At 43.6% G+C, this 15,062-nt stretch carries 14 protein-coding genes; 6 read left to right on the forward strand and 8 right to left on the reverse strand.

The genetic code is table 11. From position 1 onward, the window contains the following. Positions 1 to 162: 162 nt before the first annotated feature. The 5 genes from INP79_RS07835 to INP79_RS07855 all read right to left on the reverse strand — a co-directional run bounded on the left by INP79_RS07835 (position 163) and on the right by INP79_RS07855 (position 3,386). Positions 163 to 609, reverse strand: coding sequence for a hypothetical protein (locus INP79_RS07835; protein ID WP_194753622.1), 447 nt, complete (start codon positions 607 to 609; stop codon positions 163 to 165). A gap of 15 nt (positions 610 to 624) precedes the next feature. Continuing rightward, on the reverse strand, positions 625 to 1,710 hold the full coding sequence (locus INP79_RS07840) for an AAA family ATPase (RefSeq protein WP_194753623.1): 1,086 nt from the start codon (positions 1,708 to 1,710) through the stop codon (positions 625 to 627). 67 nt (positions 1,711 to 1,777) lie between these two features. Continuing rightward, positions 1,778 to 2,191, reverse strand: a complete 414-nt coding sequence (locus INP79_RS07845) for a hypothetical protein (protein WP_194753624.1) — start codon at positions 2,189 to 2,191, stop codon at positions 1,778 to 1,780. A 9-nt stretch (positions 2,192 to 2,200) separates the two neighbouring features. Further along, the gene (locus tag INP79_RS07850) at positions 2,201 to 2,572 is read right to left on the reverse strand and encodes a hypothetical protein (RefSeq protein ID WP_194753625.1); all 372 of its coding nucleotides are present in this window, start codon (positions 2,570 to 2,572) and stop codon (positions 2,201 to 2,203) included. Positions 2,573 to 3,029: 457 nt separating this feature from the next. Continuing rightward, on the reverse strand, positions 3,030 to 3,386 hold the full coding sequence (locus tag INP79_RS07855) for a hypothetical protein (RefSeq protein WP_194753626.1): 357 nt from the start codon (positions 3,384 to 3,386) through the stop codon (positions 3,030 to 3,032). A gap of 455 nt (positions 3,387 to 3,841) precedes the next feature. Here INP79_RS07855 and INP79_RS07860 point away from each other — a divergent pair, with 455 nt between their 5' ends. Beyond that, positions 3,842 to 4,627, forward strand: a complete 786-nt coding sequence (locus tag INP79_RS07860; RefSeq protein WP_194753627.1) for a hypothetical protein — start codon at positions 3,842 to 3,844, stop codon at positions 4,625 to 4,627. Then, complete coding sequence (locus tag INP79_RS07865; RefSeq protein WP_194753628.1) at positions 4,624 to 6,402, forward strand: ATP-dependent helicase; 1,779 nt, start codon at positions 4,624 to 4,626, stop codon at positions 6,400 to 6,402. The genes INP79_RS07860 and INP79_RS07865 overlap by 4 nt, the downstream gene beginning before the upstream one ends. On the opposite strand, the gene INP79_RS07870 is transcribed toward INP79_RS07865, so the two are convergent. Together INP79_RS07870 and INP79_RS07875 are read right to left on the reverse strand one after the other, a co-directional pair. Next, positions 6,399 to 8,324 carry a helicase-related protein gene (locus INP79_RS07870; RefSeq protein ID WP_194753629.1) on the reverse strand — a complete coding sequence of 642 codons (1,926 nt, stop codon included), beginning with the start codon at positions 8,322 to 8,324 and terminating at the stop codon, positions 6,399 to 6,401. The two genes, INP79_RS07865 and INP79_RS07870, sit on opposite strands and share 4 nt — an antisense overlap. After that, entirely contained in the window at positions 8,321 to 9,301 is a 981-nt protein-coding gene (locus INP79_RS07875) for a hypothetical protein (RefSeq protein ID WP_194753630.1), read from the reverse strand. The genes INP79_RS07870 and INP79_RS07875 overlap by 4 nt, the downstream gene beginning before the upstream one ends. Before the next feature lie 356 nt (positions 9,302 to 9,657). Here INP79_RS07875 and INP79_RS07880 point away from each other — a divergent pair, with 356 nt between their 5' ends. The 4 genes from INP79_RS07880 to INP79_RS07895 all read left to right on the forward strand — a co-directional run bounded on the left by INP79_RS07880 (position 9,658) and on the right by INP79_RS07895 (position 13,820). Then, positions 9,658 to 10,359 (forward strand): division plane positioning ATPase MipZ, encoded by a 702-nt coding sequence (locus INP79_RS07880; RefSeq protein ID WP_194753631.1) that lies wholly within the window; start codon positions 9,658 to 9,660, stop codon positions 10,357 to 10,359. Continuing rightward, on the forward strand, positions 10,356 to 10,805 hold the full coding sequence (locus INP79_RS07885) for a hypothetical protein (RefSeq protein WP_194753632.1): 450 nt from the start codon (positions 10,356 to 10,358) through the stop codon (positions 10,803 to 10,805). Before INP79_RS07880 ends, INP79_RS07885 begins: the two co-directional genes overlap by 4 nt. Positions 10,806 to 11,886: 1,081 nt before the next feature. Then, the gene (locus tag INP79_RS07890; protein WP_194753633.1) at positions 11,887 to 13,164 is read left to right on the forward strand and encodes a replication initiation protein; all 1,278 of its coding nucleotides are present in this window, start codon (positions 11,887 to 11,889) and stop codon (positions 13,162 to 13,164) included. 143 nt (positions 13,165 to 13,307) lie between these two features. Continuing rightward, positions 13,308 to 13,820 carry a hypothetical protein gene (locus INP79_RS07895; RefSeq protein WP_194753634.1) on the forward strand — a complete coding sequence of 171 codons (513 nt, stop codon included), beginning with the start codon at positions 13,308 to 13,310 and terminating at the stop codon, positions 13,818 to 13,820. Positions 13,821 to 13,836: 16 nt separating this feature from the next. Here the strand turns inward: INP79_RS07895 and INP79_RS07900 are convergent, their stop codons facing one another. Further along, entirely contained in the window at positions 13,837 to 15,051 is a 1,215-nt protein-coding gene (locus INP79_RS07900; protein ID WP_194753635.1) for a site-specific integrase, read from the reverse strand. Positions 15,052 to 15,062: the final 11 nt, after the last annotated feature.

The following is a 15,062-nucleotide window of genomic DNA, read 5'->3' on the forward strand; positions in this document are numbered from 1 at the left end:
ATGAGTTAATCCAGTCCCCCAGGTTCAGGTTTCCGGCTGTCTCGAATGAGACTTCTGTAATGCACCCACACGGAGTGCTTTTTTATCCACGAGGGACAAAAAAGCGGTTTTCCGAGATACCAGTATTGGCATCCTGGAAAACCGCCTTGCGGCAGTTTCCCTTCAAATAAAAGCGGCAGCGCCTCTAATATTCTTCATCGGCGTCGACCTGATTACCTCAACCACCTTCAACTTTTCCTCAAATTCCGTGTAGGACATTGAGTTGAATTTCAGATGTTTTTCAGTAGGCTTCAACCGTTTGATAGAGATTTGTTCACCTTCGTCATTAACCAACGTGACGGGTGTTTGCATTGCTATAGTTAGCAAAGCGATTACCTGATTGGCATCATCATCCCCATACGAAATAACCCCACGTGAAACCTTTGTGGTGTCATATTCATACCGGAAACCGATACTTGGGATCAAAAGCAAATAAGGCCCATCGTTATTACTTTTTACAGTAACGTCCGAGAACAACTTGCTCAATTTCTCCATCGCATTACTGGCCCATAAATCTTTGGGATTAATGCCTTTCCAGTGAATCAAATCTTTTGTTTTGATGGCGCCCATAATGGAAACCTCCCATTACAGAACAGCATCTACGCCGAAATAGTCTTTCAGCAGCTGATGCAGTGCCACTTTTGAAGTTGCTGTACAACCGTTTGATAAAGCACGTTCCAGGGCGTAGTGCAAAGCACTTAAACCTTTGTCTGGCGCATTACTAAAGCGGACTGTATGTTTTGCCCAACGCAACAGAGTACGAGTGGACATGGTTCTTTCAAACGCATTACCCGCCGTATTGCCACTTTCAACGGATTGATCGCGAACAGTTTTGCGGAATTTCAGCATCGTATTGATGTAGTCATCACGGCTGATGTACTGACCGCGAACGGTCGTTCCATCATCGCGTGAGATTTCCATCCCCTCAGCATCAAACCAGTATTGGAGATCATCGTCAGTGATGTCTTGATACTCCAGCGCCAACAATGCACGCTCCTGGTCATCATCGAGATAGTCAGCTTTGATAATCATGCCAAACCGTTCTACTACCGATTTGTCATGGATATGCGCAGTTGAATAGTTACCATTGGTTTCATCACCAACAAAGTTAGTGTTGGCCGTGGCGATTACAGCAGAACCGGCGCGAGGTGTTACCACTTCGCCACCTTTGTTCGAGAGAGTGAAAGTACCACCCTCCATGTAACCGTTTAACCCGACTGTTACGCCGGGACGCATCCGGTCCATTTCGTTAATCAAATGCCAGCCACCAAACTTAGCCGCCTGTGTTGCAGGCCCATCCAAGAAAACGGTTGCCCCCTTTTCATTCAGAAGAAATTGCCCAAAAAATTCGAACAATTCCATTTCTTCATTTCCAGTTGACTCCCATACGGGGATTTGCAAACGAGCTGCCAATTGCTTGACGAATGATGTCTTACCAGTGCCGGTTGGACCATGAATCAATAAAGGTTCAGGGTTTTCATCGCGCAACCAGGCTAGTACATCTCTGACCATATCGCTACGGAACAGATAGGGCTCAGCTTTTGGAATGTGCGCCAGCACATATGAAACCCCATTGATGCTTTCGTCGTACTCGCGTACTGGCACGGTCAGTGAAGGATCAACTGCCATACCCAAAACTTCACTCAAGGGTTTATCTACAAGCTTGTACATAGTTCTCTCCAAATAAAATTTGGAGGCAACTTCCCCTGCGGGAAATGCCCCCACAGGGATTGTTTAACTAGGCCGCCTTTTTGTAGGCGGTGATTGCTTTCTTGAAATTGCTTTCAAGGGTGAAGAAGATTTGATTCCGCATTTCATCGGGATCTACTTCCATGATCTGACAACACAAGTGGAACGAAAAAGGTTTAGGCATTTTTTTATGCTCAGCCTTGCCGTTCACAACTTCAATTGCATCATTCATCTCATCAGGAGCGTAAATCCACTCCAGAACTTCAATCTTTCTGTCTATCTGGGCCTTAGTGGTTCCCGATTGTTTCAGGACACTCAGACTTTCATTAAACAGATTTTCATGCAGCTCCAGAATCTCTTCCAACGTCCAGTCTTTCGGGAATACAACCGAATCCCAGAACATTGGTAGAACAAATTGCGATTGCAGGAATTTTTCTCGACGTGTTAGTTTTTTCTCTGACATTTTGGCCTCCTATCGGGCACCATGCATCGCAGACAATTGAAGCTGCGTGTGCTTGGGCGCTACAGGTGACTTGAAATGCTTCAAGCAGAACCCTTGAGACGTTTTCGCTGAAACTACGTCATTTATGGGGTCTTGTGTGGACTGCCAACCACTCCAAGAAGATTTAACCGTTGCTGGTTCAATCTCAATTTGCGGTAAGCGTGGTTTTGGCCGCGGATTCTGGTCTAACACAAGTGTTTCGCCATCATCGAGTTCCCATACGAAAACTCGCAATCCTTGACTATTTTGCAGAACGGCAGAGCTGACTATTGAGCGATTGTGAATATGCTTCCCAATCTCCAATATCACTGCACCTTGTCCAACAGGTATTTGTAATGCCATGGTGCCTCCTAAAGAAAAAAAGGCACCAAGGGCCCGAATGGGCAATTGATGCCCTATCGGGGTTGATGAAATGCGTCATGTAGACGCTAGTTATTTTGCCAGCGGCAAAAAATCTTTCAGGTCGTTTATGGACTTGGAAGAATTCTTGAAGCCAGAACCATCCCCCAGGGGATTACCCCCCTGAGTTTTGGCCATTTCACGTTGGCTGAAGGTCGATTGCAATAACGCGAACGATACGCTTAACCTTCTCCATGCTACGAGTATTGCAATTCCCAGTCTTTAACGTGGTGTGAACCAAAATTGCATCCCGTACTGGAATGTTGTTTCTGGCCATGGACTGTAAAATCTGAGTTGCATTAATTGCAGATGACATAGTGATCTCCTTTGAAAGTTTGCTCCCGGTTGAAGGTGCTGAAATAACACCCTCAAGCGGGAGCAAAGCTCCCGAATTTGACTACTATGCGTACCAGCTTTGAAGATTGTTTCTTGTCAGTTGCATGGTTTTCAAGATCGCCATAAAGGTAACCAGGAATGACCATGACATCATTTCAATAAACAACCCATCACCAATTGAGCCTAAGCTGAATGAGTGAAAAGCGGCACAAATGACCAGAGCAGATAAACTGAACAGGATCACCACAGCTGGGACTGAAGCCAAAAATACATGCTTAACCAAACCCAACAACAGACTACCTAAAAAGTTAAAAATACTCATTGAAGAATCCTCCAGGACAGATTGGGAGTGCCACCCCCCACAGATAAAAAACACTGGTTGGCGACCAGTGGTTGAAATAAAAAAACCACGGGTCACCATGAGGTGGCCTCATGGCTGGAGATATTCGGGTTATCGTGCCCGGTAAGAATTAACTTACCGGGCGACAATAAGGGTTGTTCCTTTACGCAGGTTCACGACAAGACAATGCCAATACAGTAAAAAACTGCTGGTCTTAATTCTCTTGATTGAATGGCTTAAAGCCGAGGTACGAAACGGGTTCGTAAGGTGTTATAGCCAGATTGTGGCGGTGTGTGTCTGCAAGAGACATTGTGCATAAGCACTGTTTGAGATGCTAAGAACTTAGTCTCAGCTGCATGAGGACTCGCCTCAAAGATGGAATAATCGTATTTCTGCCCCATTTTTTTGTCAAGCGATTTCTTATCAAGACCTAGAGCATAGTTACAAACAAGCATTTCTGCCCTGTTATCTAACCACGCATGAAAACGATGGCTAGTCCAAAATCATGACACCCATCAATCTAACTGGAGATAATCATGGCAAAAGACCCACAAATCGATAAGCAGAGCAAACCAGTGACGCCCACAAAGACCAAGGGCGCTCAGTTGGCGAAAGCTAACGTAAAGGATTTGCTCACCCAACAACGCAATTTCTTTGACAACCACCGTGGTGCAGTCGTAACAACACCACACACCTTTTACCATCCGATCATTGAGCGTATTTACCGCCGCAACTTTGACCAGATGTCTGAGTACCTGCACTTCATTCCTGTTTTCGGCCGTGTGCTGATTGAGAAAGAGGAAGATGTACTCAAGATTGAAGTCCACGTTAAGAATTCGATCATCAAACACACTGAAGCGTTGCAGAAATTACTGCGCGAGTGTGACGTTACATACTCTACCCACGGCCTGGTTACTCCTACTTCCTTCATCAATGGTGTATCCGTTGATGTGAAGTTGACTTCACCTCTGGCCCGTATTTACTACGAATTGCACGATACCGCTGACCGCTTCCTGATGACAATGACCGACCTTTGGGTGCGTGGTTTACTGCATGAAGAAGATTTCGAGCTGAACGAGAAAAAACGTAGTGACTTTGAGCTCGACGTGAAGCGCATGCTCAATACTGTCATGGGTACAATCGTTCGCCAGCACCGCGCTATCTTGAACCGCATTCGTCGTGAACAACAAAGCGCAAACCAAAAAGGTGAAGTTGCAACTGAGGCAAAAGTAGAGCAGCCTGTTGAAGATGTAGCAGCTGTGCAAGCTCTTGACGATACGCCACATGAAGAAACCCCAGCTGAGGTGGTGAAAGCCGCATGAGTTTAAATGCCGACCAGTTAGCAGCAGTTGAATGCGACGATCCATTGTTGGTCGTCGCATGTCCGGGGTCTGGTAAGACTCACCTCGTTGTCCAGAAAATGTCGCGCATACTCAAGCGCAGTCAATACGCCAAAATTGTCGGTGTTACCTTCACACGCGATGGTGCCAAAGAACTGCAACACAGGGTTCAGAAAGAGTATGGCGATACTGGAGGCCGCTGCTACGTTTCGACATTTCACTCATTGGCATTAAATCATCTCAAGCGGAACAAAATTAAGACACATATTGCATCCAATGCAGAAGTGCTTAACTCCGTTTCCCGGGCCTTGGATAAACTTGGCATTACCGATATCAAACCATTTGATGCATTGGGCATGATCGAAGCTTGTAAGAGCAAATCTCACTACGAGCCAACGAATGATCAAACGGGGCAAATCTACACGGTCTATCAGGAAATTTGTAAACGTAACCACATCATAGACTTCTATGATGTCATGCGCATGTCACTCGACATGATCAAGGACGGATCACTGCCGATACTTGGTGCCACTCACATGTTGGTCGATGAATTCCAGGATGTTGATGAAGTGCAATTCCAGTATCTCATGGAGCATTATCGTTCCGGTAAGGTCACGACCACCGCCGTAGGCGACGACGACCAAACCATTTTCGGTTTCAGAAATGCGCTGGGCTATGAAGGCATGCTCAAATACGAGAAGGAAACCAACGCCACACGCGTAACTCTAGGCTTGAATTACCGGTGCCACAGAGAAATTCTGACTCCGGCTGACCGATTGATTCTGAATAACCAAAATCGCCTGTCCAAAAGACTTGTTGCTAACAAAGGTCGTGGCGGCACCATTACCAAGGAACGCTTCAACAAACGAGTTAATGAGGCGCATGCTGTAGCTGATCGCATTCAGTCTACACTTGAGGTCGAGGTCAGAGACAATCGAGAACATTTCGTGGTCAAACCCAGCCAATGGGCTGTGCTGGCCAGGAATAATGACATGTTGGATGAAATTGATGCTGTATTGCGTTCCCGGAGGATTCCAGCCTACAAATCTGGTACCAGTTTTTGGGAGAAGTCCATTCCAGCCATGATGCTGACCGTATTGCGTTCTATGTGCAAAAAGGAACGTGTTGGTATCGAGCACCTTTTGCATTGGAGTGGTGTGGCTGCCAACGACATCGATGATCTTCGCGAATTGATTGGTGACGATTGGATTGCAATTTACGACATCAAGGCAATGAATGCTTTGGATTTAAGCCAATTCGAGGTTTTAGCAAAGGATATTCTCCAAGAATTTACGATGCGGATACCTGGTTTGGCCAAACGCGCAATCAAAGCCTCACCCGATGATGTCATTCGTGTCTTGCGTGGCCTCGGTGACTGGATGATGACACGCACAAACAAGCAAAACGAACACAGACAAATTGAACTTGTCTGCGAGATCCTGTCCGGCCTGAATGGCTCTCTGTTGGAGCGTATTCAAATAGTCACGAAGAAGCCAGAAAACGAGAATAAAGATGCAGGGGTAGCCTTATCAACCATGCACAGTAGCAAAGGCCTGGAGTTCGATAACGTATGGATTATTGGCGTAGAGGAAAAGGTCATTCCCTCGACAAAGGATAATGACTATTCAGTTGAAAATATCGAGGAAGAGCGCAAGCTGATGTACGTCGCAATGACTCGCGCACGTAACAACCTCATCATTAGTTCAGCTCAGCCAAATGATGAGAGTTTCTTCATCAAAGAGATATTCCCCAGCTAAGGCGCCGACATAATTGCAGCAATGTCGGATGGTCTTAGCTGGACCCCTTGAAAAATACCGCTTCTTGAAGCTCCATGCTGGCTTTCGGCATCCTCAGACAAATCACCAAAACCACGCATTTCCATATCCATCTCAGCCAGTTTATGGCCCTGAGTGATATTCACCAGTAACATCAATCTTTCCCGGGCCACGGAATCGATCTGGTCTGGTACATACAGGAAGAAATATCCCAACCCGCCCTTACGCACTAACCGGCCTCTCAACTGATGTAACTGGGTGGCCCCGTAGCGTTCTGGATTGATAACCACCACAGCTCGTAAGCCAGGAATTGTGACGCCTCGCTCCAAAATGCTGGTAGTGACAATCAGCTTGTATTTGCCATCTTTGACGTCTTGGGTAATCGTTTGCTTTTCTTCAGCAGTCATTTTCCCGTGCAGGCATGCCACAAGCCCAGGATATTTCCTGTTCCATGCGTTGAATGCCTCGATAGCAGACTTGCGCTCATCCTCACCAGATACTTGCGGATAGACAATAGCGACCTGAGATCCTGATTCAATAACCCGGTGCACATGGCTAAACAGTTTTTCCCTGTCTTCACGCCCTACCAGGTGCGTTTGAATCTGCTTCTTGACCGGTGATTGAGTCAGGATAGAAATATCCATGCCGCCATGTGAAATCATGGCCGCTGTACGTGGGATGCAGGTAGCAGTAGATTCCAGCATATTGGTGTGGACTTGAGCAAGTTGCTCACGTTGCTTCACAGAGAATCGCTCTTGCTCATCAACAATCAGGTAATCGGGTGTCCATTTCTGTTTTTCCAAGCGGTTTAGCAAGGCCACAGTACCGATGATTACTGGGTTATCCATGATATCCACGACTTTAGTGCTACCCAAAGCCTTCACGAATCTCTTCTTTGGCCACCATGCTGAAAACTCTTCGTAAAGCTGGTCGACCAAAAGCAAGTTAGGGGTAAGAATTGCGACACGTGCGCCCTCTTCATTCGCTGCTACGGCCGTTACCCCAATCACATAGCTTTTGCCTACCCCTACGTCACCATTGAGAAGTCTGCTCATAGGATATGGCGAATTTAAGTCTGCTACGATTTCTTTGATTGAACGTAGCTGATCATCTGTAGCCTGATAAGGAATATTGCTGGCTGCAGACTGCCATGCCTTATCGCTGATCATGATGGCTGATTGTGCGACAGGCTTTTTCTGTTTTTTCTTAGCGCCTTCTTTTACTGCCTCATACGCCGCGAGCTTCCGGGCTGCCAACATGCCCTTTTCCGCATGTTCCAGCGTCTTAGGTGCGTGGACATCGATCAGGATGTCTTGAATAGTCCGATAATTCTTGATTGCAGCCTTTTGCAGGATGTATTCCTCATCCATGCCATCCAACATCCTTCGGATATACTCCGCACTTTGTGGAAGATATTTATCTAAAGCCTCTTGCGCGTATTCAGCAAAGGTTTCTTCAGACACAACCTTCTTCTTTCCGCGATATTGCGCAACGACACGACCAATTGCGATGGCGTTGATTAACTCGGGGGAATCAAACTGGATTTCTTCATTCCAGATCTTCACTTTTGCCCTTACAAAGATCTTCATGCCAGCCTTCAGGTTTTTCCACTCATACACCCCACCGAATACAGTGATACGGATGGGTTGATTTTCATCAGATGCAAAAAATGAAACACGAGGCTTATCGCCAAATTTATTAGCAAACCCTGCATCAGTGGTCACCGTAAGCGAATAAATGCGCTGTAGGCCGTCAAAATGCGTATCCTGTACCGTTTTTTCTACGGTTGTTAAGTCCAAATAACCCTTTGGTAAGTGTAAAAGGATTTGTTCAGGCACATATATGCCCAACGTTTGCAAACGTGCGAAGCGTTTACCACTTGTATCCGGGATGGCATGGGTCATTTCATTACCAGCCTCATAACAGTCAAGAATTCTGGTTTTTTATAACTTGGGAAACTTTCACCCAGGCGATCAATAACCATCACTGCCAGCTGTACTGCATCCTCAAGAGAGATAGGCACACCACGCGCACCACCTTCTTTTGAAAAGAGGTTCAAATAAAACTTACCTTCCTGCTTTTCAATTGAAAATCCCTTGTCATTCTTTTGGCCATGCGACTTGTATTCGACCTTATTTCGTATGTGAGTTAATACTGACAAAACACCGATTAACTCATTACGCGTGAATTGGAAATGAACAGCGTTTTTCCAATCAAAATTACGATTCCCTCCTGGTGCCACTTTGGCTGCATCAATGTTGATTGTTGGAATATTCCCAGACTTAGTACGCGAATCATTGAAGCATAGAGCCGTATCCTTTCCAAAAAAGTGAAGTGATCGATACTTTTCACCATTTTGCTGGATCTTTGGCTCTGTATTTTCATTACCAGTGTAGCTATCGTTGACATCATATTGTTCGTTTGATGGCATGTTATTGTTCGTCGGCGCCGAATTTGATTGCCGGTTTTGTTGTTGCGTTTGCTGAGGAAGCACCCCATCAAAGCGGTTGCGAATCTCATTTAGAAAGCTTACGTCACCAGTCGTATCAAACTGCTTCATCAGGTTTCGAATCTCATTACCCTGCTCTATTCCAAGCTTGACCAACAAATCATGATTGAACTGAATATTATGATTTGTCAGGAATTTGATTGCCTGATTTGTAGATAGGCATAAGCATGAAGCCAGGTAACGCAGATTTTCATCCCTACCCTGCTCTTTTGTAACAACATCTATCAACGCTTGCTTGAACCTATCGCCCGTCATTTTTCTGGCTGACACTACAGCAGGCTTCAAAATGTTTTTAAAGCCTACTTTTTCCAATAAAGCTAATGCTTCCCCCATTGTGTTCAGTGTTGGCGTACTCATCAGTTGCTGACTCATAAATCTTCCCTTGCGGTATAGACAGTATTGTCGGTATTAACCGTATTAACTACATTAATCATATATTGAATATATAACGACTATATTCTATAGTCAATATTAACTATATTATTAATATTGTTTGCATGGTTTGTATAATTAATATTTACAATATTGTCATTATTGTCTGTATTAATAACATTAATAGTATTTACTTTATTGTTCACATTATTTATATTGATAACGTTGCACACGTAATCAATGTTAACAATCCATATTAGGTTATGAAGGTTGATAACATTGGAAACCTTAACCACATAATCAGAACGGTATAGATGGTTAATATCGTCTATACTGTTAATACAAATGGAGTTGCTATGATCGTAGTTTTTGGGACACGTAAGGGTGGTGCTGGTAAAAGCACACTTTCTTTGAATATTGCTGCATTGCGTAAACTAAAAGGTCATGATGTCTGCATGGTAGATTGTGATGACCAGAAAACAGTGACACGCTGGAATGCAACGCGAAATGAACATGGAGTAGAGCCAGCAATCCCTTTGATTAATGCACTCGGTACTGATGTTGTATCGATTATCCGAGAGCAAGCAAAGCGTTATGACGACTTAGTGATTGATGTACCTGGTAGAGATGCTGCTGAATTACGGCATAGCCTTCTGGTTTGCGATGTAATGGTTATACCTGTCAAAGTAAGTCTGACTGATGTCTGGGCCTTGGAAAAAGATATTGCAATGGTTTATGAGCTTCAGCAGCAACGTAAGGCCATTGGTCTGGGTATGAGAGTGGTGATGCTATTCAATGAAGTGCCAACGCTGCCAAATGTACGCGACAAACAAATCAACGACCTTGCAGAAGTAATCCTCAAAATGCAGGATCAAATGCAAGCAGCAGGTATTGAAGTATGCAGCGTACAAATCACAGATCGTGATTCCTTCAAAAAAGTATTGGGTAAAGGTAAATCCATCTTTGAGATTCCCCCGGAAAACCAAACTAAATCAGACCAATCAGCACAAGAGGAAATGCAAGGCCTCTATGATTTCATATATGGAGTAGAAAAATGACAGCAAAAAAAGAAAGCCAGTTGGATAAGTTGATTGCATTAGGCCAACAGTCCGGCTTTGTAAATAAGGGTGAGGCTACGTCTGCCACAGAAAATTCAACGGTCACTGAACAAGAAGAAAAAAAGACAGAACCCAAAAGGGAAGGGGAGGGGACTGTTGCTAAAAAGGCGGTTAAGCAGAAAGAGGCCAAACCAACGCCAGCTATCAGCAATAAGCTCAATTCTTTGAACTTGAATCCATTTCCTTGGATGGAAGCATCACATGATGTGATCAAACCTTTGATTGTAGAAATGCCACAGGATCTGAAACTGCTATTAGAAGGGATTGCTCGTGCTGTACCAGGCCAAAGCATGAAATCTATAGTTGTTCATATCCTGAAGAGCGAGCTTCCAGGTATTGCAAAAGAATTAAATTTACCGCTACCTGATAGTCTTAAAGACCTTTAGGTGTTGATGTATTTATAAAAAACAAACAAACATAATGTTGTTGTGTATTTCAAATCATTTAACCTATTGATAATAAATTAAAAATACAAAGTTAGGTTACTGTTTACGGGATTAAAAGTAGGGATAAGTTACCGCTTACGGTATAACTAGGTTACCTTCTACAGGATATTGGACGATATTAGGTTACCGTTTGCGGGATGCAAATTGGGCATAAGTTACCATTTGCGGTACGTATAAGTTACCACTTACGGGATAGGTTACCATTTACGGTATATTCCTTAAGATCACATTTAAAATCATAAGCTTACGAACTTAGGTGACCATTTACGGGATGAAAAGGTTACCGTTTACGGGATGCTCAGATTATACGAGTGGTCAGCAACAGGCTGGAATCACTCTAAATAATTGAAAATAAAGAATTATTTCGTATATTAAACCAATATTGCTGAATAAATAGGTTACCGAATACGGGATGACCAGCACTTAGGTTACCTTTTACGGGATCAAAAACTTTTCCAATGCCGCACTTAAACCATAAGTGTATATAAGCAATATAAGCCCTTATTTAATAATGCTTTTATAAATCGTCTGTGCTAGGCGATTTTCTTAACATCTAGTCTCCAAGAGCCTCCTAACCCTATTTAGGTTACCATTTACGGGATATAACCAGGGCCAGTTTTGCCACTTAGGTTACCGTTTACGGGATGGTTTTAGTGGATAGCCTAAGTTAGGTTACCGTTTGCGGGATGAATAACTCTAATTTCATTCATTTTTTATTAATACATTGCCATTATTTGGTATTACTGACAGTGAATGCTTACTTTTTACTGCTTATTGTCCCGTTAAAGGTAACCTAAGTCCTCTTTTTGATCCCGTAAACGGTAACCTAAGTCCTAATTCAGCCTGGTTTATTGAGCGAATATATCCCTGCGTCCTGTAAACGGTAACCTAAGTGCTGGTCATCCCGTAAACGGTAACCTAACTTTCGATTTCAAAAAAAGGGTGTCGGCCACTTTACAAAGGATTTTTGTGTGGGCATACTTAGGTTACAAAATTAACCCTCAATAAGTAACCGAAGCAAATGAAGTCGACCGAATTAACAGTCATGAAAGGATCGGAGTTAGCTCAGCTGAGTGAATCCCTTCTTGTCAAAGGATCCGGGATAATTCAGATTCGTGTCACTAATGGTGAGAAGCGTTCTTTACTTGGTCGTAAATTGAGCAATGCCTTATTTAAGATAGCTCAGAAGCAAGGCATGAATGAAGATACTTATTCAACGACCAGAATTGAGCTCGGTGAGCTGATTCAATTCAATTCAAATGATGTTGATAAATTAAAGCAAGCTGCAAACGAACTTACCAGCCTCAAAGTAGAGATGGACGTGACCAATGCTAGCGGTGTCCGTACGGTAGGTGCGACACAACTTTTCTCTACCTTACTATTCCAGTCATCCGGAAAAATTCACTTCGAGATCCCGACGATAGCAAAACGCATGCTGTCTGATTCAGTGAAGTTTGCGTTGATCAATATGGATGTCCAAGGCAACATCGATTCAAACTATGCATACATCTTGTATGAACAATGCCTTCTCTATTTAGAGGACGGCCGCACACCAGAGCTAACAGTTCAAGAATGGCGTCAGGTTTTCGAGTGTGATGATGATAATATCTACAATGAGTTCAAATACTTCAATCTGAAAGTCATCAAAAACGCTATCGAGGAAGTTAACCGAGTAACAGACATTCTTGTCAGCGTTCAGTACACCAAGGTCAAGAGAGTAGTTAAATCGCTATTTTTTGAAATAACCAAAAAACCTCAGTATCTTTTGGATGTGAGTATCCAGGACGAACAGTTGCGTGCTGAAGAAAAGCTGATCGAGTGTGGTGTTAATGAAAACGTAGCCAAAAAACTTGCACGTGAATATGAGTTTGAACTTGTAATGGGCAATATCGAATACGCTGAGGGCCAGCTGGCTGAAGGCAAAATCAAGAATTTGGCTGGGTTTGTTGTCGAGGCTATCAAGAATGATTACCGCCCAAAAGTTTCACCGTTGGTGGTCAAATTTCAAGAGCAACAGGCTCAGTCTAAGAAAGATGCCGCAGAACGCCTAAAGGTTACTGAGCGAGAGCAATTCGAACAAAACAAAATCGCAGCAGAAAAGAACAGTAGGGCAGGGGAGTATTACGAAACTCTGGACGATGATAGTAAAGAAAAACTCTTCAAAGACTTTGAGTCATTTCTTGAGCAAAACAACAGGGTTACATTAAAGTCTTTCAAAAAAAATGGCATTGAATCTAAAACCGTCCGAATGGCATTACTGAGTTTCATAAGTAAAAATGTTTTGAATATTACGGAATAGTTTTTAAGACTAAACCAAAGCCAAATCAGATTTCATTCAAGGATAATCTCTTTTAATTCAATCTTTCAGACCCTAGCCATTTAATGCTACCCTCGCCAGTTGGCAAAAAAAATTATCTATAAAAATAAGGAATTAATACTGACATGGGCATCAATAGTAAGGCGGCTTTTAAGCAACATATTCACAGTGTCCGTTCAATAGCAGGACTAACAATCTTTGCTATTTATTCAACCACACTCTCGGCAGCTTCGATGCCTCCGGCAAAGATACTTTGCACCCCATCAAACCAGACCCGAGCTGGAATTGAGGATTTGCCTCCCAATGAAATTGAAGCTCAGCTTTTTGAATACGGTGGAAAGATAACAATCAAGCAAGAGGGTAATAAATTTAAATACATCCATGGAGTGGGTAAAGACTACTATAAAGTAAAATATAAAGCCTCATACTCCAAAGATTTCGCTGAGCCTTTTCTAGGGATTTTTTTCTCGGAAGACTATGGCTGGGCAGACCCTAGTGGATTTTTGGTCCTGGTAAACAAAGACTTTGAATCTAAATTCCACATAGACTTAAAAACACTCAAATACTATGGATATGACTCTGGTTTCGGAGTCATAAACAACTACTCAGGATCTTGCACAATACTCAATAATAAATGATAACTATGATTGGTAGTTACCAGGTCATTTTGTGTTTTTTGGCTTCTTCAACTCGTTCTTTTTCCTGGTCGTGAATATATCTTTGAGTTGTGCGCGGATCGGAATGTCGAGCATCCATTTGTACTGCGTGGTGGGCCATGCCAGAATTTGTTTTCTGAGTGATACTGGTGTGACGTAACCAGTGCGCAGACGCATTCTGTAAGAAAGTGATTTTTTCTTCAGCCTTGTGACCAGACTGTGTTTTCTGGATATGCTTGATAGTGGACTCAAAAATCTCGGATAGGATTTGATTGATTCGACGCGGTGTAATGCCGGCACGATTAAGTTGTGCTTGAGCATGTCTGTTAATCATTGGGATAACCGGCGTGATTTCAGTGCGAAGAGGGTAGGGGGATAGTTTCAAAACCTTGCGCCACCTAGACAGGGCAATAAGCATATCCTCCGGCACCACGACCTTGGCCGACTTGTTCCCCTTTCCTGTGACCTTCCAAAACCAACCAGCCGGTTCTTTTGAGAAATCGCGCATTTGCGAGTTGGCCAGCTCCGATATCCGGGAGCCGAGCATGATGAACATGGTGAATATGAATCGAGCTCGTTCGTAATTCAAAATCTCCAAGTCGGTTTCGCTTGGCATGGACATAATGACGTGCTTAACATCTTCAACTGTTTCATCATCCAGAAACCGTTCCACCTTGTCCTCATGGGAATCCATGCGAATGGCTTTTTTCATGTTCTTGCGGATAAGGCCCAGGGTGTTTCCAGTCAGGTAACCGCAGCTTACTAACCAGTCCATCATTGTGTTGATCGCTGAAATGGCGTTGAATAGGGCGTTCTCAGACAACTCAAAAATACGGCCGTGTTCATTCAGTTCACGAACAAAAGGGCGCCAATTCTCTGATGACTTCGGATATCGCTTATCGGCTACCCATCCTTTGGGAGGCGTCTTGATAAATTTTATGTATTCATCGAAGTGGGACATCTCCAGGTCGGCAATCGACTTTGCTTTCACCATCACCGCCCACATCTGCAGCCGCTCAATCTCTCTGGCATACATTCTTTTTGTACCGGGATTCTTTACGGTTTGCTCAAGAAAAATGTTGATGGCAGCTCGATCATCATCAATCTGTGTCAGCATCTTGGTCTTGTCGCCACGGAAGCGCCCGTTGGTTCCATCTGTGTTTGGATTCAGGCATGCTTCAAATCGGTCAATAAAGTGTGCGTTATGGTTCATGTCTTTTATGG

This window comes from Methylophilus sp. QUAN (assembly GCF_015354445.1).
Lineage (GTDB): Bacteria > Pseudomonadota > Gammaproteobacteria > Burkholderiales > Methylophilaceae > Methylophilus.